This window comes from Streptomyces sp. NPDC002851 (assembly GCF_053591935.1).
On the sequence record NZ_JBSFUT010000010.1, the window covers coordinates 182,178 to 202,706 of the forward strand.

The following is a 20,529-nucleotide window of genomic DNA, read 5'->3' on the forward strand; positions in this document are numbered from 1 at the left end:
ATCCGTTCAAGCGCTGGGAGTTACCCATGACCGTCACCACGACCTGCTTCGCTGCCCCTGAGAAGTCCCGGGTCCAGCCCGCCCCCGAAGACCTCAAGTACAGCGTCACGCTCCCCGGCCTCCCTCGCCTCACCAGGCATCGCCCGCGGCGCCACCCGTCACATCCTGGACGCCCACGGCCTGCACTACCTGAGTGATGCCGCACTGCAAATCGTGGGAGAGCTGGCGAGTTGCGCCTGCCGCTTCACGCCCCACACGGAGGTGTACCTATCACTGCGGTACAGGGAGGACGCCTTGCGCGTGGCCCTTTACGACGGACATCCGCAACACGAGAACGCGCGGCTCGTTGCTGCCTGCGATGCCCGGCGACGGGCAGCACTCCGGCTCCTGGCCTGTGTGGTGAGGGCATGCGGCGGGGATTGGGGCTACGGGGAAGCCAGGGAACCTGGCGGCGGAACCCGTATGTGGGCAACCCTGCCGATTCAGGGGGCGGCGGAGTATGGCGAGGCGTAACCGTCCAGAGGCAGGTCTCGTGCGGTCCGGTGGTGGCGGGGCCGGGTGTGCCTTTGCTCTGCCGCGGTCGCCTTACGAAGCCGTGGTGCCAGTGGGGAGAGCGGGGTTGATGGTGTCTACGATGCCTTGGTGCCGCACGCTGGTGGGGTTTGAGGGAAGACGACCGCGCCGTCGAAGCTCTGTGCCGGTGGCAGTCGATAGGAGCGAGCTCTGATGAGCAGCAATGGGCCCGGACCGGGCCACGGCCCCCAGGGGGCGCCCCCGCAGCCAACTCCGCCCCATGTTTCGCAGGTCCCGCAACAGCCCGCGCACGGATTTCCGCAGCACGCGCAGCAGGCGTCCCCCGCCCAACAGCAGGCCGTGTCCCCGCAGTCGGCATGCGGCTATCCGCAGGGCTTCACGGGACCGGGCTTCCCGGGACAGCAGCCCGCGCTCCCTGCGGGGCCACGCAAGAAGAGCAGCACCGGGCTGATCGTCGGGCTTCTCGTCGCGCTCGTCGTGTTTGGTGCGGCGGGCGGTGCTGCATGGTTGGTGCTCGACGCCGGTGACGAGGGCGGGCCGCTGTGGAGTGTCCCCACTCAGGCCTACACCCTGTCGGGTGTGGACGAGGTGGACGGCGTCTGGTTCACCGACGAGGCCGTGGTCCAGACAGCGGCCGACGGTGTGAAGGCGTACGACAAGGACTCGGGTGAGCGCTTGTGGGAGAAGCCGCTTCCGGGATCCAGAAATGTGCCATGTCTGGCCCCGGCGGAGTCCTCCGGGGACATCGGCTTCGTCGCCTACGGGGCCTCGGACGAGGGCGGGACACGTCAGATCTGCGATCACCTGGTGGCGTACGACCTCAAGTCCGGCGCGGAGCTGTGGAACAAGAAGCTCGAGGTGAAGGACGAATTCGGCATGGGCAACGACCTGTCGGTCGCCCGGGTCGACGATGTCGTTGTTGTCAGGACGGAGCGGGAGCACCTGGCGCTGAAGGTGTCCGACGGCCGCGCGGCCTGGGATGTGAAGAAGGCGGTCACAGCCGTCTGCAATGACGAGGGCGCATACACCGGCGGCAAAAACCTGATCCGGGTACGTAGTTGCTCCAAGGGCGACCCGCTCGACGACGGGAGCAACTGGAACGAGATCTCGCTGATCGACCCCGAGTCCGGGACCGCGAAGTGGACCACCCGGGTCAAGACCGGCGACGCAGAGAAGGTCGCCTCGACCTCCCCGATCGTGATTCGCACGGAGAAGAAGAGGATGTACTCCGTCGACGAGACGAGTGGGCGCGTCCGGCAGGCGCTCGAGGGCAGCGCGGGCACGTACATCACCCAACTCGCAGATAACGGCAGTCCGTGGCGGCAGATGACGAGCTCCGGAAGCGTCTTCGTGGTGGCCGGCTCTCATCCTGGCGATCCCGACAGCAGTAACCAGTCCATGGCCGCGTACGACCTCAACAGCGGCGAGCGGCTGTGGGAGACGGACCGCGAAGACGGCATCGGCTACTTCCCTGTGCGGGCGAAGACAGACGGCAAGCTTCTCGCCTACAAGCGGACTGCGGCCGAGAGGCCCGAACTCGTTGAGGTCGACATGCAGAGCGGTGACACTACGACCTTGCTCAAGTACCCCGAGGATGTTCGGAAGAAGATGAGCGCCCTGGCCCGCCCGTTCTGGAACGACGGCCGGATTTTCATCGCCAGCCTTGGGGGCAGCATGGCCGGTGAGTCGTACGGTCTTGTGGCGCTGCCGACGAAGGTGCAGTGAAGGTCGTTGAAGTGACTGTGGCCATCTCGGGCTTGGCCTTCAAGCGTCGGCTGTTGCGATCCCCGTGAGCAGTGGAGGGGCCGATGGCGTGCCCACAGGCCTATGTTCTGTGGTGTCCCGGCCAAGCGCTAGGGTGGCCTGCCCGCTGATCGGTCGCTTCCGATGACGCGAGTCCCCAGTGGTGCCGAGAGTGGATGAAGCAGTCGACCTAGGGGGTTGAAGCGTGAGGTTCAAACGGGGCCGGTCGGCGGTGGCGGCCGGAGTGCTGGCGGGGGCTTTGCTCTTCACCTCGGCCCCGCCGGCCGCGGCGGACGACGTCAGGGACCAGCAGTGGATGATGGACGTCTTCGCCTTCGAGGACACCTGGCAGCATTCGCAGGGCGAGGGCGTCACTGTCGGCGTGGTCGATTCGGGGGCGGACGCCAGCCATCCAGACCTGGCGGGCAACGTCCTCAAGGGCAAGGACTTTACCGGCGGTGGTGACGCCCAGAAGGACTTGGACGGGCACGGGACCGCCATGGCGAGCCTCATCGCCGCGCACGGCCACGGTCCGGGCAACGAGTCCGGGATGATGGGCGTCGCGCCCAAGGCCAAGGTCCTGCCCATTCGGGTTTTCCAGAAGCGCACGGACAAGACCCTGGACGAGGAGTGGGCCAAGGGCGTTAAGTACGCGGTCGACCACGGCGCCAAGGTCGTCAACCTGTCTCTGGGAGACCACAGTAACGGTCCCTCGTACGAGGCCAGGGAGGCCATCGCGTACGCCCACGCGCACGATGTCGTGGTCGTCGCGGGCGCCGGGAACGACCCGACATCGCTCATCTACCCCGCGGGCATCCGTGGAGTCGTCGCGGTCGGCGGCGTGGACAAGAACGCCGAGCGATGGGTCGGCTCGCCCTCCAGCACCAAGGCCAAGCAGCTGACGCTGATGGCTCCGGCGGACAAGGTCCTGGTCGCGGACCCGAACAGGCCAGAGGGCTACGAATTCACCGAAGGCACCTCCGATGCCTCGGCCTTCGTGTCCGGCGTTGCCGCTCTGGTGCGCGCGAAGTACCCGGATCTGACGGCCGGACAGGTCATCAACCGCCTGATCAAGTCCGCCTCCTTCCTCGGGCACAAGGGGCTCAAGGCGCCCGACGAGGACTACGGCTACGGCATCGTCCGTCCCCGCCAGGCGGTGACCATGGACATCCCCGCAGGCCCGAAGGAGGGCCCGCTCGGGCTGGTGAAGGCGCCCCCGCCGAGGGACCCAAATCCGGGCAGGGAAGGTGAACTGGACGGTTCGTCATCGGCCTACACGATGCTCTTCGTGGGCGGTGGTATCGCCGGAGCCGTCATCATTGCGGCCATCGTGGTGCTCGCGGTGTTGTCCCGGCGCCGCAACCGCCGGGGCGGGCCCGGCGGGGGGCCGTCACCGGGGCTCGTGCCACCCATGCCTGGTCAGGCTCAAGGATCTGTGCTGCCCATGCCTGGCCAGCCCCAGGGATCCGTGCCGCCGCCTATGCCCGGCCAGCCGCAGTGGTCCATGCCTCCAGCGCCGGGGCAGGTGCCGCAGGGGCCTCCGAACTACGGCCAGTATCCGCCGTCACAGGGACACTGACCGGCCCGGCGCACCGTTTGCCCGAACCATTGGATAGGGCCGGACGGTGTGTCGGGGCGGGTGTCCCGTACGCCCTACGAGCGGTCTCTCTGCGCCGCCTCGAACGTGCGCATGACCTCGTTCAGGGGCGGGGCGTCCGTGCAGGCGGCAGTGGCCCGGACCTCACCCTGGGGCGCCGCGGTCGCGGCAGACGCGGGCTGTGGGGTGGGGCGCGGCTTGTTTCGCTTCCCCGCTTGGCGGGCGAATTCTGCGAGTGCGTACGCTGCACGGGGCTATGGGCAGGGGAAGCGTGCGTCGAGTCCTGGCACAGAGTCGGAGTCGACCAAGTACGGGAGGATCAAGCTCGGATGAGCACCAACAGCCCTGCCCCGGGTGCGGGGCCGCAGTGGCAGCAGCCGCAGTACCCGCCGCAACCGTCACAGCCCGGCCAGGGGGTTCCGCAGCAGCCGATGGCGCCTCAGGCTCAGCCTTCGTCCCAGTCTCAGCACCAGTACCCCGGGGAGCCCTCGTCGCCGGTATTCGGGCAGTCGTGGCAGTCGTATCCCACCATCCCGCAGCAGGCTCAGCCGGGGCGGAAGAGGAATGTGGGACTGGTCGTCGGGCTTGTGCTGGTAGCAGTGCTTGTGCTCGGAGGCGGAGGCACCGCGGCCTGGCTGTTGATTGGTGCGGACAAGGATGCCGATCCGTTGTGGACTGCGCCGATCGTTGCCTCGCCCATGACGGACCTCGCGTCCAACCTCGTTGAGGTGGAGGGCGTGTGGTTCACCGACGAGGCCGTGGTGCAGGCGACGGCCGATGGCGTGAAGGCGTATGACAAGGAGTCGGGGAAGCAGTTGTGGGCGACGGGTCTCCCTGGGTCCGGCAATGTTCCGTGTCTTGCTCCCGCGGAGTCGTACGGCGGTATAGGCGTCGTGGCCTACCGGGCCTGGATGCCTGACGGGTCGCCGGGGATCTGTGACCGTGTTGCGGCGTACGACCTCGGCTCCGGCAAGGAGTTGTGGCACAAGCGGTTCAAGGTGGAGGACGAGCTCGACACCACTGAGTTGTCCGTGGCGCGGGCCGGAGACGTGGTGATCGTCAGGACCGAGCTGGAGCATGCCGCACTCAAGGCGTCGGACGGCAGTGTGGCCTGGGACGTGCGCGCGGCGGTCACCAAGGACTGTGGAGAGGGCCGTTACACGGGTGGCGAGAACCTGATCCGGCTGCGCAGGTGCGGTGTTGGTGATCCGTTTGAGGACGGCCGGGGGTGGGACGAGATATCCCTGATCGACCCGACTACCGGCAAGGCCGAGTGGACCCGGCGGGTCGAGAAAGAGGGGGCGGAGCTGGTGGTTTCGAGCGCCCCGATCGTCGTCGAAAGTGGTGAGAGGGACTGGTACCCCCTGGACGAGAAGGACGGGAAAGTGGGGCACGAATTCGATGGGTCCCCGGACTCGTACGCGTCCTCGCTCGACGACCAGGGTAGCCCTTGGCGCAGGATGACGCGTGTCGGCGACATTTTCGTGATCGCCGGTGGCCATCCCGGAGACGGGCCTGACAGTCCGGGCGGCGGACGGCAGTCGATGGCCGCGTACGACCTCAATACCGGCGAGCAGCTGTGGAAGTCGGATCCGGAGCAGGTGATCGACTTCTATCCCGTGGGTGCCGGGGACGCGGGCAAACTTCTGGCGTACAAGACCGATGGCCACGAGCAGCCGGAGTTGGTGGAGGTCGATGCGCGGAGCGGCGACGAGACCACCGTGCTCAGGTATCCGGAGGAGCTCGCGGAGCGGACGGGCGCGTTGCCGGGAGTGTTCCGGGACGGTGACCAGGTCTATGTCGCGAGCATCGAGGTCGGTGGGGTTTCCGGGTCGTACGGTTTGGCGGCACTTCCGACGAAGGAGCAGTAGTGGTGCAGCCCAACTCACCCCATCCCCAGCACGGTCAGCAGGCGTGCGGCGGTCCGCAGGCCTACGGCGCCCCGCCGGGCGGTGGTTACGCCCCTCAGCAGGCGCCTCAACAGGCCCCTCAGCACGGCTATCTCCAGAGCCCTTCCCAGTTACCTGCGCAGGGCCCTCTGCATCCCGATCCCGGTGGCCGGGGGTATCCGACGGTTGTCCCTGCGCCGCCGCCGAAGCGGGATCGTGCGGTCCGGGTCCTGATCATCCTGACCGCGTTGGTCGTGCTGGGCGCGGGCCTGGCCACGGTCTTCGTGGTCACTTCGGAGGACGAGAAACCTGCTGAGCCCGCCATGCCCGCCCCCACGCGCTACCAGCTGACGCTGCCGAAGAAGGTCTTCGACGGGAAGTACGACTTGGTGGACTCCTCCAAGACACCTCCCGTAGGCGATAGGCCCTGGCACCCGGCCGAGGTCGGCGACCGTAAGGGCATCTCCGGCGTTTACACAGACCCGGAGGAGATCGCGAACGACCTCTCCGTCTCCGGGATGTACGGGGACATCAAGCGGCCCGAGCGCGTGCGGGAAGCCCTGATGCGAGGTGCCGCGGACCGCGATGGCGCCGTGCCTGCGGTGGGCCCGAGAACATTCCGGTTCCACCCCGAGGAGTTGGCGGAAAGCGGGCTCGACGGCGTTCCTGTGCCCGTGAGTTGCGAGGTCGTGATCAAGAAAGAGGGCCAGGGGAGTGCCCGGGCGCTCCTGACCGTATGTGTCTGGGCTGACAAGGACACCGCCGCGGTCATGACGAGTATCTGGCGGAGTCCCGCCGTCGAGGACCCGGAGGATGTCGACCTCGAGAATGTGGCCTTCGAGACGCTGGCCCTCCGGAACGAACGGCGCAAACCGATCGACTGAAGCCCCACTGACGGGGCATATGGGCCATGCCCCGAGCGCCGCTAGGCTTCCGGTGCCGCCCGGTCGGCCGATCGCGGCGCACGGAACAGAGGGCAGGACAGTCATGGCATTCCAGGAGCCGCGGAACTCCGGCGGAGCGCAGTCGGGGAACGGTGGGCCGGTGACGGCGGACGCATTGCGGGACGGGTTTCGTGGTGAAGGGCAGGCGGAGCTCGCCGCCGGGCGGGCGCGGGCGGCTCGGCGGGCGCGGGGGTGGCTTGCCCTTGGCGTTGCCGTGATGTGTCTGGTGCTGGTCGGGGTGCGGCTCGGGCGTGGGGATGGGGTGGGGGTTTGGATGGCCTTCTACTTTGGTGGCAGCGTCGTCAGCGGGCTCGGCTTCGTACTGGCGAAGAACGGGCGTACGCGGTGGGCCACGGCGGCGATTCTCGTCGGGGTCGGGCTCGCTTCGTTCGGGGACAATCCGTTGGTGCGGTGAAGCCGGGACCGGCGGGGCGAGGCGAGGTGCCCCGACCTGCGGCAGGCTGATGCCGTCACAGGAACAGACTCACCAGCCACGCCAGCGCCGCCCCCGCGACCCCCACTCCCAACATTCCGATCACGGTCGGACGCAGCGCGCCGCGCCCCGCCGCGTCCCAGGCCCCGTCGAACGTCACCCTGCTGCGGCCGAACGGTGAATAGCCCGTACCCGCGCAGAAGACGCCGAGGCCGGTCAGGGCCAGGCCGCCGAGGAGACCGGCCGTCCAGCGCAGGGCGTTCTTGGCGGTGACGACCACGTAGCCGCCGTCGGTCGAAATTTCCGGGATCAGCGTTGGGCCGGGCTGCCGTCGCACCGAGAGCTCCGCGCCCTCCGGGTACCCGGCCTTGATGTCGACGTACGCTGAGGTGTCACGGGCGGCGGTGGTGCCCTTGGCGCCACCCGGGACGAACGTGCCGTAGCAGCGCATGTTCTGTCGTCCCTTGCGGCTGTTGCGGGCGGCGTTGTCCGGGTTCTTGACGGCGCACTCCGTCACCTTCAACTTGCCGTCGGCACCGGCGAGTCCGGCCGCGTACGCCCCCTCGTAGCCCGCGTAACCGATCACGAGCAGGCCCAGGATGAGGAGGACGGCGCTGCCGGTGCGGGAGAGGAGTTGTGACATGGGGCCGTCCGTCCTTTCGTAGGTAGGTCTGACGTCTGTGAGGAGCGCGAGGGGCGATGTCCCGCCCACTGGTCATGCGGAATACTTCCGTGGACGCGAGGTGAGGAGAAGCCCTGTGGCCAGGCAATCACAGAACCCCCAGAACCCCCAGAACCCACACGGCCCTCAGGGGCCCACGGGCTCGGGTCCGCAAGGCCCCGACGCCGCGTCCGACGGCAGCGGTGCGTGGGACGAAGCGCTGGAATCGGAGCAAGTGGCCTCCCTCAACTCCGCGTTGCGTCGTATCACCAACACCCCCGGTGCGAGCCCTGAGATGCAGGAGATGGCCAAGAAGCTGCTGTCCGGGCGGGTTTCGCTGCGCGACATCGTTGACGACCCGGATGGTTCACGGGCGCTCGGTAGTGGTCTGGCCTCGCTGCGGGGCAAATGGGAGGCGCTCTCGGAAGAGGACCGCGATCGGTTCCGGGCGGGGGAGCCGCTGTCCGGTGACGCCGCGGCGGGCGGCTCGGACAGTTCGGGTGGTTCGGGTTCCGGTGGTTCGGGCGCCGGTCGGGACGGTGCCGGACAGGGGCCCTCCCGTAAGAAGGGCCAGGGGCGGCACAGCGGGGGGTTCTCGCTGTACTGAGAGCGTAAACCGGTGAACCGGCCCGTCACACGCAGGAGTGGCCGAACTGGACCTTCGCCTCCGTGGTCGCGTACAAACTACGACTGCAGGGCCTCCTGACACTCGTTGTAATAGCAACCACGAGCTACCAAGAGGCCCTGTCCTCGTGCTCAGGCCGCCTCTCCTCGTGCCCAGGCGGCCTCCGCACCGATGAGGTGACCCTCAGAACAACCCGTGCCACATCTGCTCGACGATCAGCGACCACCACGTGTCCGGACCGGTCTGGGCCGAGCCGTCGATCGCGGCGAGTTGCTCCTGCAGTCCGGCCACCGCCGCGCCCGCCTCGTACGGGTCCATGCCCCGCATCTGCTGCCGGGTCTCGGCGAGCAGGGCGAGGGAGCGGGCGTAGGCGGGGACGGAGGTGTTGACGTAGCGGGCGGAGGCGGTGACCGGGTCGATGGCCCAGACCGCGCCGAGGCCGTCGGGCCGGGTGGAGCCGGGTACGCACTGCACGGAGATGACCGCGACGCCGTCCCAGCCGATCCGGGTGAGGTACCCGAGCGCCGCGAGCTTCTCCTCACCGGCCGGGCTGCGGCGCTCGCGCAGGTTCGTCGGTACGTCGGTGAACAGGCCGCCCGCGGGCGGGGTTTCGGGGCGGTCCGCGGTGAAGAACAGCGGGACGTCGGCGGGAAGTCCGGCGCGGGTCAGCGTGCCCTGTACGGCCTCCGGGAGTTGGCTCGCGGCGACTGCCTCCGCGTCGTAGAGGCGTACGCCGTCCTGGCCGAAGACGGCGGTCAGGTGCTCGCCCAGGGCCGAGTCGGTCAGCATTTCGGCGGGTTGCACCTGTGCGGGCAGCGGGGCGCGGTGCGGGCGGGGTGGCGGCGTCCGGCCTGCCAGACGGTGAGTCTGCTCGACCTGGGCGACGAGTGCGGCGATGCCTTCGGCGCGGGCCTCGGCGCGGGCGCCGTAGCTCTGCGAGCAGGTGAGATGGGCGTTCCGGAAGGTGTTGAGCAATTCGGCCGTGTAGCCGCCGGGCAGCAGGCTGGGGCGCAGGTCGGTGTGGATGGCGGTGACGCTCTCCGGCGGTACGCCAAGGCGTCGTAGTTCGGCCGCGACCTGGTACTCGACGGGCGGTTGGCCGGGAGACGACGTACGGAAGAGGGTCTTTTCCTCGCCCGACGCCGGGTCGGAAGCCGGGTCGGGGAAGGTGAACACCGCTGTGTTGCCGGGGCCCGTGGCCGGGCGGCCGTCGCCGCCGTCGCCGCCGTGCTTCTGCCGGTACATCTGGATGACCTCGTCCACGGGGATCGAGGGCCACACGGTCAGTTCGCCGGTACGGCGGTCCACCACGCCGCAGGCGTCGCCGAGTTCGGCGGGCGGCCGCCGCTCGCCCGTCTCCGGGTCGCGTTCGAGGGGCGCCGGTGCGGCCCACACCACCCAGCCGAGGTCGAACTCGCGCATGCGGACCTCACGGCGAGGAGTCGTCGCACCGCTCGGGTTGAGCCAACGGTCGGCGGCGGCGAGCGCCTGCTCCTGGCTGGTCACGAGGGAACTCCTTTACGGTTCGGCTGGCGTGGCTGCGCGTTCATGAGGCCGGAGCCTCGGGCGGGGGCAGGATGCGCAAGGCCTTGGCCCCACGCTCGGTCGCGACCAGAAGGATGCCGTCGGGCGACAGATCCGCTCCCGTGAGAGGCAGATCGCTGACCAGGAGAGCCAGGATCTCCTCGCTCTCCCGGTCCCATACGCGCAGATAGTCGGCGCCACCGCTGAACTCGTAGCGGGAAGCGGCCCGTTCCTCCTCGGAGGGCCGCACCACCTGGCTGGGGTCGACCTGGCTGGGATTGAGCTGACTGGGGTCGGCGCCTTCGGGCAGATCCGGCTGCGTGAGCCCGTGCAGGAGCAGCGCCGCGTCGCCCGGGCCCGGTACGGGATGCGCTCCGGGGGTGCCGGCCGGAACCGCGAGCGCGGCCACGGCGCAGGACCGGCCGTCGGGCCCAGGCCCGGGCTCGGGCCCGGGCAGCGCGCCGACGGTCACGGCACTGACCCCGTGGACCGGCACGCTCCACAGCGTCTCCCACGGCAGATCGAGGCCGAGCCGCCGCACCGCCGCCGCGTACTCGGGAAGGCCGTCCTCGACGAACGCGCTCTCCAGGAGCGCGGCACGGAACGCGGCATCGGCCTGGGTACGGGTAAGCAGCGGAGCGATGCGCAGATACGTCCGCGCGGGCGCGCCCAGCGACTCGATCGGTACGGCCTCCATGGCCGACCGCAGCGGAACCGGATCCGCGTGCACGAAGAGTCCCGGATCGGTGAGGAGCTGTGGCAGCAGCCCGGCCTCAAGGGTGTGCCCTGCTATGTGGTCGCGTACATAGGGATCCGCCTTGCTCCAGTCCTGCTCGGGAACGGCCGACAGGAGGGCGGAGGCGATCCGGGACTGGGCGGTGCGCACCTGGGGCAGCCCGGCCCGGACCGCCTCGGCGACGGCCGGGTGCTGCAGCCGAATCACGACCCGTCCGGGTACGTCGGCGTCCGCCGCCTCCGCTGCCGCGTCCGTCGCGTCCGCCGAGTCCGCTGCGTCCGCCGAGTCTGCTGCGTCCGCCGCGTCCGCCGGGCCCGGCGTCTCGCTCGCCGTCTCGTCCAGCTCGACGAAAGGACCGACGAGCATCAGCCCGTCCTCGACGGCCTGTTCCAGATCCTGGCCGCCGAGTGCCCCGACGAGCCGTGTCCACAGCGCCATCGGTACGCCGGAGTCCTCGGCCAGAGCGAGCGGCGCGAGCAGGGAACGCAGCACCTGCGGATCGCTGCCGAGCCGTGTGGCGTGCAGGTCGAGCGCCTCGCCGACCGACGACGGGAGCTGCCGCTCGTCGCCCGGGTCGAAGCCGTCCGGCGCCATCAGGATCGACTGGACGCACAGCTGTACCACCAGAGGGCTCGTTCCCGCTCGGCCGGCGATGGCGGCGGCCAGTGCGGTGCGGGTCTCGGCGTCGGTGGTGAACGCGAGCTCCGGCGCCCCGAGTTCGGGGGACAGGGCCGCCTCGGCGTGCCGCACGAGCCCCTCCGGGTCGGCCCATTCCGGTTCGTCGAGGTCGATGACCTGGGCGGCTCCAGCGGGCAGCCCGTCGACGAGCTCCGGCACGCAGGCGCGGGGAACGTCCGCGAGGAGCCGTACGGTCCCGGACGCGGCGAGCGGCTTGAGCACGTCCCGCACCACGCGCGCGGGCTCCCCCACGGCCCGGACCGGCCCCGCCCGGTCGACATCGGGGACGACGACGGTCGCGGGCGTCTCGCGGGCGGCCAGCTGGTCGAAGACCTCCTGGGCCGTCGGCGCCCGCAGATCGTAGTGATCGGCGAGCAGCCAGGTCAGCTGTGCGGCGGTCAGCCCTCGCGGGTCCGGCACCGCCGGGGCTGGCAGCTCCGGGGGCACGGTGGACGGGTCCATGTCGTTCAGCGGCAGACGCTTGCGGAACTCCGGGTCGCACATCATCAGGAAGCCGCCGACCAGCCGGGACACTCCGCTGCCGGGACTTCCCGTCAGGACGATGACGCGCGGCGCCCCGGGCCATTCCATGCGCCAGGCGGCGAGCGCACGCAGCGCTGCGGTACGGCCGCCAAGGTGCGGGTGCGGTACGTACTCGCTGCCCCTGCTCATATCCCTGCCTTCCGGAGTGCAAGCATCCGTGCGTGCCTCTGCGCGTGGCTCTGTGCATGCCCTCTGCGCGTGCCTCTGTGCGTGCGCGTCGACCCTGTCGATCCTACGGTTGCGCTCGTGGCGGTCTCTGCGGGCTCGGCCCGGGAGGTCCCGGCCCCTGACCTGGGGGCCGATGCCCCCTAGGGCGCGCCCCCTAGCGCTCCCTGGGGACGACGACAGTCGCGTTCAGACGATGTCATCGCCGTAGGCGGCGAGGTCCCAGGTGCTGTCCTCGAATTCGTAGCCCTCGAGGATGTTGGCCCAGACCTCGCCGCGGGCGGCCGGGCCGTCGATCTGTTCGCACCAGGCCGTGAGCGAGGCCCGGGCGTCCTGATGGTCGATGTCGTACGGGAAGTGAACGCGCCGGAATTCGTCGAAGAGCCGGACCATGGCGAAGAATTGGGACAGGCTGCTGCCCGCCAGGGGTTCGTGCATCCCGCCGGTGGTGTCCCGCCAGAGCTGTCCCGTCGCGCCGTCCAGGAGCAGTCGGGAGTACATCCAGTGCCCGAGCTCGTAGAACGGGCCACTGGTGGGGGCCTCGACCTTGGCCTGCTGTCGCCAGGGCGCGTCAGGGCCTGTACTGGGCCAGGGCACTTCGACGAGTGCGCGGCCGCCGGACGGTGGTGTGATGCCCAGGTGCAGCAGGCTACGGATGTCCGGGAGGCCGGTGTCGGTGAGGAACCGCCGGGCTCCCCGGTGGATCAGGCCCGCGGGGAGCTGATCGGGGTCCAGGCGGTGGCAGCTGCCTTCGCCGAAGGTCTCCTCGAACCAGTCGCGCAGCCCCTCGCCGCGGAGCGCCGCGGCCGCGCGCTCGGGCAGCGGCCAGAGCGCGGCGGTGGTGTGCGGCGCGACCACGGGTTTGACGGGGAACGGTTCGGGGTGCTCCGGCAGGTTCTCGTCAAGGACCCGGATGCCGAAGATCCCCGGTCTACCTGCGAGAACCCAGCGGCCACGGTCGCTTTCGAGCCGGACGGCGTCGGTCACCGGTGCCGGGCAGCGGGGCGGCAGCGGGCCGGTGCGAACGGTCTCGCTCTGCCAGGTGCCGTCGACGTTCCGGGCGAAGACAGCGGAGCCGTCCCGCGGCTCGTGCTCGGCGCTGTACCAGGGCCAGCCGCCTTCGGCCAGCGGCTCACTCACGCTCACCGGTGCCGATGAGGAGGTGCCCGACTCCGCGTCCCATTCCTGCCGCAGATACTTGTGGATCGGGTAGGAGTGGCGGTTTCTCGTGATGTCGCGTGCGGTGATCACCGACGGCCCGTTCGGGCCATCCGCGTCCTTGGTGATGCCCAAGACGTCCACTCGCCCGGAGGCCTGTGACCGAAGCCCGAAGACACCCATGGGACGGCACCGGGTCCACTCGGTCCGCCACGGCAGCGGCACCCCGGAGTCGAGGAGCTGCGCGGCCAGTTCGGCGCGTCCCTCGGTGAGCGCGGCGTGGTGCAGCCAGGCCACCCACTCGCCCTGCGTGGCCGCCTCGACGCCCTGGGCCTCGAGGTAGCGCACGAGGGCCGGGACGGTCGCGTACGGGACACCATCGGGGTACGCGAGTGCCAGGGCCGTGTGCAGTCCAGAGGGTGCGCACTGGGCCAGCAGGCGGCCATCGTCCAGGACTCGGGACAGCACACCGGCCAGGGCCGCGTGCACGGCGAGCGTCCGGCACGCATACTGCGCCACCGGACCGAGCTGTTCCCATGCGGTGTGCGGCAGTTCACGGCACGCGGCGACCAACGCGTCCACGGTACGCGCCTGTTCGGCGGGTCCCCACGGGGTGCGTCGGCGCCAGTTGTGCAGGACCGTGTCGTCCAGGAAGCCCACCAGGACGGGTCCGGCCGTGCCACCGTCACCGCCCGCCGTGATCCGTACGTCGGTACGGTCTCCGGCGAGGGCGAGGAGTTCCGCAGCAGTGGTTTCGGTACCAGCCGCGGAGCACAGCAGTCGCCAGACCTCCGGGGGGACCGCGCGCTGCTCGGCGGCGGCGAGGGCGGTCAGGCGGGGGTCAAGCTGTTCCGTCTCGGTGTCCGGCAGGGGGGTCGTGCCGATCGGCAAGGTGATGTCGTAGTCGTTGGGCCTAGGGGCCGGCACCCGGGCCGGGTCCCGCTCAATCATGACCCACACCTGACGCTTGCCGACTCGGCGAAGGCGCCACGCCACAGGGTGAACGATCCGCGAGGGTTCGGTGGACGTGGGCAGTTCACCGGCGTACTGCACATTGGCGAGCAACAGGACGACGGGCTCACCGTCCGGCAGGTCCAGACAGGCCCGGCGCATTCGCGTCGCCACCTCGTCGGCACTGAGGCCTGTGCAGTCGATGAGCGCGGAGCCGGGGAGCCGGTATCGCACTGCTTCCAGGAACGCCGTCTTCCCGGAGCCGGCAGGCCCGGTGACGGAGAACACCTGTGTCTTTGCCCGTGGCTGCCCGAGCCATGCCTGGACGAGTTCCCAGTCCTCTTCACGCAGAGCAGGCAACGGAGGGGTCCTTTCCACACACTGAGGAGGTCGTTCCGATGGGTCGCTCCATGATCACAGGCCGCCCGTCGCGTTGCTCCGCCATGTGCTCTTCAGGTGATTCACGTATCGCACGAAGTCGTTGGAGAATTGCTTCGCGACATACTTCTTCGCCTCGGCCTCGGTCAGCGCGTCGCCCTTGTCATCCGTCCACTCGACATCCGGGTCCATCTGCCCTCTCCGGAAGCCGACCCCGTAGTGGATGCGTAGCTTGTTGCGCTGACCGCTCTCGCTGGATTCGTCCCCGCCGCCCTCGACCCTGTCGCCCAGGTAGTCGGAGCAGTCGTTGCCCGAGGCGGGTCCGCAGGGTTCTCGCTCGGTGTAAAGGCTGATCGGCTCGTAAGGCTGGAGGCCTTGGTCCTCGCGGCGCTGGTTGACCGACTTTATCCACTCCATGGCATGGGGCTCGGAGTGCACACCGCCGCCCCATGCGGAACTCATGGGGAGCGAACTGTCGACCACGTAGCGAATCTCCCCGCTGTTTTCAGGGTCAAGCACTTCGACCACGGCGAAGTTCTTGCGAGACCAATCCCCCTTGTGGTCCTTGAGGGAATCGATTTCCCTTTGAACCGCGTCCGAGAGCTCGTCCGCGGTGAGGTCGTTCGCGCCCTGCACGCGCTGGGTGATCGCCTCTTCCAGGGCGGCACGTCCGGGTAGCGCCTTGCCGTTGTGATAGTGCAGCCCGGCGGACTTGATTCCGGCCTTGTCCATCAGGTTCTGGATGACATCACGGGCACGCTGCGACCGTTCGAGCTTTTCGGCGTCATCCGTCTTCGGCTGGAAATTCTGGGGCGAGTGCGGGTTGTCCGCGTCGGGGTCGAGGGTGGTGCCCACCGCACTTGTGGCGTGGAACGCCAGATCCATACGAGCCAGTGCCGCGACCACGGCGCTCTGCTGACCCTCGGTCAGGTCCCGGAAGCCGGTCAGGGCGTTCTCCAGCGTTTCCTTACGGACGCCGCCCTGCTCGTCCGCCAGACCGTCACGGAGCAGGGACTGCAGCTCGCCCGTGCTGCTCCACTGATCCAGGCTGTCGTAGACCGGCTGAAGGTCCGTCTGGAAGACGTCGTTCGAGTCCCGCAGCGCCGCCTGGGACGGCTCGGGGAGCATGTCGTAGTGCGTGTCGTCCGGACTCTGCGCGGTGTCGTACGGGGCGCTGCCGCGCGGCCGCTCCGGAGTGGAGTCCTGGCCGTCGTCCTGCGGCGCACCGGCCGGGTCGTCGGGCGGCCGGCGGTCGGTGCCCGTGGGAGTGCTGTCCGGACGGCGCTCGGGCTGTGCGGCCGTCGAGTCGGTGTCGGTGGTCCGGGTCGACGTGACCGGCTGCCGGTCGCTGTCCAACGGGATGGCGAAGACCCCGTTGTTGCCGCTGTGCAGCGGGTTGGGGCTGGTGCGGCCGGTTTGGGCGTCGATGTAGGTGATCTTGCCGTTGTGGTTGACGGCGTTCCAGGCGTGGGCGCGGCCGTTGGAGTCCTGGGTGATGATGACGGCCTGGGAGCCGTGGCCGCTCTGGCGGAGCGTGTTCTCCAGGCGGTTGAAGGCGTCGCGGCCGTTGCCCATGTCGCTGAAGCGGGCGCCGAGGGTGTTCTCGATGCGGTCCCGGCCGCCGCGCTCACCTCGGTCGGAGGGCGTGCCGTCCGCGTCCGGGTCCGGGGTGCGCGCACCCGCGGCCGTGGGGTTGCCCGCGTACGTGTCGACGGTGGACAGGGCCGTGTCGACGCAGTTGTTGTTACGGCCGGGGGCGTCCGGGCCCTCGCCGTTGATGTGCTGCACCCATGGGCCGTCCGCGGGGTCCGGTGGCCGGGTCGGGTCGCCGTTCTCGTCCCGGGGGACGGAGTTCTCCAGGCTGTCCTGCTCGTCCCGGGTGGGGTCGGTGACGCCGCCGGGTGGGGAGTCGTCGCGGGTGGCGGCGGCCGGTTTGGGGTCCGGCCTGTCGGTGGCGGTGTCGGGGGTGTTCGGCGTGTTCGGCGACGGGGTGGACGTCTGGATGGTGTGCGGGGACTGGCCGTTGGGCGTCGCCGGGGTCGTGGTTGTGGTTGTGGTTGTGGTTGTGGCGTGGGTGTGCGTGTGGGTGTGGACCGGGGTCGCCTGCTGCTGGGGTTGCTGGGTTTGCTGATTCGGCTGCTGGTGGGGCGCGTTGATGGCCGTGGGGGTTTGGCCGGGGTGGTGGGTCCAGGGCTGGCCCGGCTGGTTGGGGCTGTTGGGGTTGTTGGGGGTGGTGTTGGGGGTGTTCGGCTGGCCGGACTGGTGGGGGGTGCTCGGGGAGCCCTGGGTGCCCGGTGTGGAGGGGGTCTGGTTCTGCGGGGTGTGGCCCGGGGCGGCGTTGCTCGGCGACTGGTGGGGTGTGGATCCCGGCGTACGTCCATCGCCCGACGGAGATGGAGACGGAGACGGGGACGGAGACGGAGAGGGGGCCGACGAGCGTGAGGGGGACGGGGAGGACGTCGACGGTGACGACGACGGGGAGGAGTGGGACGGTGACGGCGACGGCGAGGTCGGGGAAGGCGTCGACGACGGCCCCGACGACGGCCCCGGCGAGGGCGTCGACGACGGGCTCTGGTGCGGCCGCGACGACGGGTTCGGGCTGTTCGGCGTGGAACCGCTGTCCGACGGCGTACTCCCCGAAGGGCTCGGGCGCGAACTCCCGTCCCCCGCGGACGGCGTGGTCGGTGAGGTGGGCGAGGACGGCATGCCGGACTGGCCGCCGCTGTCCGGACGCGGTCCGGACGCCGAGGGGTCCGAAGTGGTCGGCGGCGGTGCCGAGTTGGACGAGGACGGCATCGTGGCCGCCAGGCTGTCCACCTGGGCGCCCACCCCGTTCCCGTCACCCGACGGCGTACTGCTCGACGGCGTCGGCGGAGGTGCCGACTGCGGCGTGGGGGAGGTGATGCCGCCCGGGTTGGAACCCCCGGAGCTGCTGGTGCTGGGCGTCGAGCCGTTCGACGACGGGGCGCCCCCACTGTCCGGCGAGCTCGGCGACGGCGAGGGGGAGGGTGCGGACGACGAGGGGGACGGGTCGTCGAAGTCCCCCAGCGACGGGCCGTCGGACGGCGACGGCGCCGGGTAGCTCGTGCGCGGCGTCGAGTCCGGGCCGCCACCCGAATCGGAGTCGGGCCCCGCCCCGATGGTCGGCCCGGAGGGCCCGTCGCCGCCGGTGTCCGCCTGGACCGTGCCGCCGATGTCCGGCGTCGGGTTGGAGGACGACATGGGCGACGTGCTCGGCGTGCTCGGTGTACTCGGCGTGTCTGAGGAACTCGACGGCGAGTCCGAGGACGGCGTATCCGAGGACACATCCGATGACGAAGGTGAATCCGACGTCGAGGGCGTCTCGGTCGACGCAGGCCCGTCCCCGTACAGCGTGCTGTTGATGTGGTTCTCGGCCCCGCTGCGTACCGCGCCGCCCGCCTTGCTGCCCAGGCTGTCCCGGATGCTCTCGCCGAAGGTCTGCGGCGTCTGTTTGAGGGCCTCCCAGCCGCCCTCGGCACCGGCCTTGGCGGTCGCCGCGAGGTCGTAGCCCTGCTGCGCGCCGAAGCTCACGTTCACCGTCTGCCGGACCAGGTCCTTGACCATGTCCTGGATCGCCGAGATGGCGGGTTCCTTCATGCACTCGACGACGGCTTCTATGAGCGCCTGTTTCAGCTCGTCGAGGAGTCTGCGCACAATGACGCGCGTGGCCGCCGTCGCCCCCAGCGCGCCGAGCTCGGACAGACCGAAGGTGAACGGCGCCGCCGCCTGCGCCGCGATGAATTCGATGGCCAGCGCGATCAGTTGGACGATCACCGCGGCCTTGCAGATGACCACGACGATGGCGGCCCCGCGCAGCGCCATCCCGATGGTGAGCGCCGCCGTCGCCGCGTCCTGGAGATATCCGTCGCTGCCGGTGTCGAACTTCTTGTACGTCTTCTGGAACTTCTCGATCGACAGGCCGGCGTTGTGCGAGACGACGTTCGACGCGCTGGTGTTGGCCCGGGTACGCAGGCCCATGACCGTCTGCGCGAACTGCTCCCACGCCTCCGCGCACTCGACGAGCTTGTCCTCGTCCCCGGTCGGCCAGTTGAAGCCCAACATCTCGAGAACCCACTCGAGTTCGTCCGGCAACATGAGCGACACGGCAGAGCACCCCCGATGAGCGGCACCTGACAACACCCCGTGATGTCAGGGGAGTTGTGGTGGGGAGAACAGCGGCACTTGAGCCTATGACGTCGATCCCGGGCCCACATGGGCGGGATGTCACAGGAGTGCTGCAGGATTTCGACGAATAAGCGGCTGCTGGGCGGCCGTTGGACGGTCTACGTGGCGGACCGCTTCAGGCGGCCTGCTTCACACGAACTGGGTCAGGCGGACTGCGTCAGACGGACTTCATCGACTTGACCTCGGCGCCTACCTGCCCGTCGTACTCCGACGTGGCCGCCTGGTACGCCTCGTACTGGGCCAGTTCGCCCTTCTTGTGGCGTACGCCCATCTCGCCGAAGGCGATGCCCATCCCGGCGAGCCGCTCGGCGAGGCTGCCCATGGACTCGTACATGCCGTCACGCAGACCCTCGTAGGCCACGCCGAAGTACTCGCCCAACTCGTCGTCGCCCCATGGGGGAGTATCGCTTTTCTCCAGGGCGGTGAGGGTGGCCTTCAGGTCGTTCACCGCCTTGGCCCAGTCCTGCCCGACCTCGAACATGTGCAGGCCCTCGGTCTCGAGCACTTTGGCATCGGCGCGCAGTCCGTCCCCCATCGACATAACTGGTCCCCCATGACTCGCGATTGGCTACGGAAGAGCAGCGTAGCGCCCCCAACAGGGCGGCAGCACAGGTCGATTAGGGTCGGGAGCCGGTATCGACACCAAAGCCTTACAGCTGTCTTACGCGCCCTCTGAAGGAACCCTCCGTGATCAGCGCCCCGCATCAGACCCTGCATCAGGCCCCGTACGGCATACCCCCCGCCACAGGCCCCGGCCAGACGGCCGTCTTTACTTATGTGGACCCGAAAAACGGTGAGGAGACCTCACTGTTCCGCACCTCGTCCCCGGGGCTGCCGCACGCCGAGATCCAGTGCTTCGGGGAACTGCGGCGGATGGGGGTCCCCGAGCGGAACGTGGTCGCCGTGCACACGGACCTGCGTCCCAGCCTGCTGCCCGGCGGCTACACCGGGGAGTTGGTGGTCGGCGGCATGCTGCCGAGCGCGCAATTCTCGTGTACACAGAAGTACGGCATGTTCGAGCACGAGCGTGAGGAGGGCATCCACGCCCTCATCGACCACGTCGAGTTGATGCACCGCGTCGCCGGGCAGGAGCCGCCGCCGCGCATGCACCGGATACCGGTCCCCGAGCGGGTGGCACCGGCCCGGCCGGTCGCCGACGCCGACCTCGGCCGTCACCTCGACAAGCTTCTCGAAGAAGCCAATGGCGTACGGCGGTTCGCCCCCGAGGAACTCGCCGCGCTCCCGCTGCCCGAGGCCGCCCGGCAGACACTCATTGTCGCCGGGCTCCCCGCCGACGTGCCGTTCTTCTTCGGTGCGGCCCGGCCCGGCCATCCGGTGATGGACGCGGCGAGCCATCTGCGGCACATCGGCGCCGAGATCCCCGAGGCCCAACTGGCCACGCTCGCCGGGCACGTACGGATCGGCACCGACGGCTGGGCCGAGATCACCGTGCAGTGCGCGGGCCCGGCGGACTGGCAGGGTCTGGTGTGGGCGGCGAGCCCCAAGTCGGGCTCGGGGCGCCTGGTGAACACCTCGGTCGCCGCGTTCGTACGGTCCCTCGCCCTGCTCGTCGCCACCCGCAACGGCATGGTGGGCATGGACCCGTACCAGGCGGGCGCCGCCGTCGCCGCCTTCCAGGAGCGCCTGACGGCGATCGACGGCCGCGCCCTGGAGAAGGACAACTGGTGGGCCACGGTGGTCGACCAGATGTGGCACGGGCTGTTCTGAGCCCGGCCGACGCCGGTACGCCGAAAGGGGCGGCAC

General features: G+C 69.8%; 13 protein-coding genes. 7 read left to right on the plus strand and 6 right to left on the minus strand.

Translation table 11 applies throughout. The annotated features are described in order from the left end of the window. Positions 1-726 precede the first annotated feature (726 nt). The 5 genes from ACWD10_RS13815 to ACWD10_RS13835 all read left to right on the plus strand — a co-directional run bounded on the left by ACWD10_RS13815 (position 727) and on the right by ACWD10_RS13835 (position 7,122). On the plus strand, positions 727-2,259 hold the full coding sequence (locus ACWD10_RS13815; protein ID WP_451090348.1) for an outer membrane protein assembly factor BamB family protein: 1,533 nt from the start codon (positions 727-729) through the stop codon (positions 2,257-2,259). A gap of 223 nt (positions 2,260-2,482) precedes the next feature. Continuing rightward, complete coding sequence (mycP, locus tag ACWD10_RS13820) at positions 2,483-3,856, plus strand: type VII secretion-associated serine protease mycosin (protein ID WP_451090350.1); 1,374 nt, start codon at positions 2,483-2,485, stop codon at positions 3,854-3,856. 716 nt (positions 3,857-4,572) lie between these two features. Beyond that, positions 4,573-5,745, plus strand: coding sequence for an outer membrane protein assembly factor BamB family protein (locus ACWD10_RS13825; protein ID WP_451090352.1), 1,173 nt, complete (start codon positions 4,573-4,575; stop codon positions 5,743-5,745). 266 nt (positions 5,746-6,011) lie between these two features. Beyond that, positions 6,012-6,647 carry a hypothetical protein gene (locus ACWD10_RS13830; RefSeq protein ID WP_451090354.1) on the plus strand — a complete coding sequence of 212 codons (636 nt, stop codon included), beginning with the start codon at positions 6,012-6,014 and terminating at the stop codon, positions 6,645-6,647. Positions 6,648-6,981: 334 nt separating this feature from the next. Further along, entirely contained in the window at positions 6,982-7,122 is a 141-nt protein-coding gene (locus ACWD10_RS13835; protein ID WP_451090356.1) for a hypothetical protein, read from the plus strand. 55 nt (positions 7,123-7,177) lie between these two features. Here the strand turns inward: ACWD10_RS13835 and ACWD10_RS13840 are convergent, their stop codons facing one another. Then, complete coding sequence (locus ACWD10_RS13840) at positions 7,178-7,783, minus strand: hypothetical protein (RefSeq protein WP_451090358.1); 606 nt, start codon at positions 7,781-7,783, stop codon at positions 7,178-7,180. A gap of 115 nt (positions 7,784-7,898) precedes the next feature. Between ACWD10_RS13840 and ACWD10_RS13845 the strand changes: the two genes are divergently transcribed. After that, positions 7,899-8,408 (plus strand): hypothetical protein, encoded by a 510-nt coding sequence (locus tag ACWD10_RS13845; RefSeq protein WP_451090360.1) that lies wholly within the window; start codon positions 7,899-7,901, stop codon positions 8,406-8,408. Between the two features lie 201 nt (positions 8,409-8,609). Here ACWD10_RS13845 and ACWD10_RS13850 read toward each other — a convergent pair whose 3' ends face one another. From ACWD10_RS13850 to ACWD10_RS13870, 5 genes are all read right to left on the minus strand, one after another. Further along, the gene (locus ACWD10_RS13850; RefSeq protein WP_451090362.1) at positions 8,610-9,932 is read right to left on the minus strand and encodes an SUKH-4 family immunity protein; all 1,323 of its coding nucleotides are present in this window, start codon (positions 9,930-9,932) and stop codon (positions 8,610-8,612) included. Positions 9,933-9,972: 40 nt separating this feature from the next. Further along, positions 9,973-12,036: an ATP-binding protein gene (locus tag ACWD10_RS13855; protein WP_451090364.1), complete on the minus strand. Its 2,064-nt coding sequence runs from the start codon at positions 12,034-12,036 to the stop codon at positions 9,973-9,975. A gap of 225 nt (positions 12,037-12,261) precedes the next feature. Continuing rightward, complete coding sequence (locus ACWD10_RS13860; RefSeq protein WP_451090366.1) at positions 12,262-14,541, minus strand: SUKH-4 family immunity protein; 2,280 nt, start codon at positions 14,539-14,541, stop codon at positions 12,262-12,264. Between the two features lie 54 nt (positions 14,542-14,595). Beyond that, positions 14,596-18,675: a toxin glutamine deamidase domain-containing protein gene (locus ACWD10_RS13865; RefSeq protein ID WP_451090416.1), complete on the minus strand. Its 4,080-nt coding sequence runs from the start codon at positions 18,673-18,675 to the stop codon at positions 14,596-14,598. Positions 18,676-18,922: 247 nt separating this feature from the next. After that, complete coding sequence (locus tag ACWD10_RS13870) at positions 18,923-19,306, minus strand: hypothetical protein (protein ID WP_451090368.1); 384 nt, start codon at positions 19,304-19,306, stop codon at positions 18,923-18,925. Positions 19,307-19,452: 146 nt separating this feature from the next. Here ACWD10_RS13870 and ACWD10_RS13875 point away from each other — a divergent pair, with 146 nt between their 5' ends. Continuing rightward, positions 19,453-20,493: an SUKH-4 family immunity protein gene (locus ACWD10_RS13875; RefSeq protein ID WP_451090370.1), complete on the plus strand. Its 1,041-nt coding sequence runs from the start codon at positions 19,453-19,455 to the stop codon at positions 20,491-20,493. The last annotated feature ends 36 nt before the right edge of the window (positions 20,494-20,529 follow it).

Excerpts from the sequence above, each read along its gene's own strand:
- ACWD10_RS13815 (WP_451090348.1), top strand. The coding sequence starts at position 727 with ATGAGCAGCAATGGGCCCGGACCGGGCCACGGCCCCCAGGGGGCGCCC.
- ACWD10_RS13825 (WP_451090352.1), top strand. The coding sequence starts at position 4,573 with ATGACGGACCTCGCGTCCAACCTCGTTGAGGTGGAGGGCGTGTGGTTC.
- ACWD10_RS13835 (WP_451090356.1), top strand. The coding sequence starts at position 6,982 with ATGGCCTTCTACTTTGGTGGCAGCGTCGTCAGCGGGCTCGGCTTCGTA.
- ACWD10_RS13840 (WP_451090358.1), bottom strand. The coding sequence starts at position 7,783 with ATGTCACAACTCCTCTCCCGCACCGGCAGCGCCGTCCTCCTCATCCTG.
- ACWD10_RS13855 (WP_451090364.1), bottom strand. The coding sequence starts at position 12,036 with ATGAGCAGGGGCAGCGAGTACGTACCGCACCCGCACCTTGGCGGCCGT.
- ACWD10_RS13865 (WP_451090416.1), bottom strand. The coding sequence starts at position 18,675 with ATGTTGCCGGACGAACTCGAGTGGGTTCTCGAGATGTTGGGCTTCAAC.
- ACWD10_RS13870 (WP_451090368.1), bottom strand. The coding sequence starts at position 19,306 with ATGTCGATGGGGGACGGACTGCGCGCCGATGCCAAAGTGCTCGAGACC.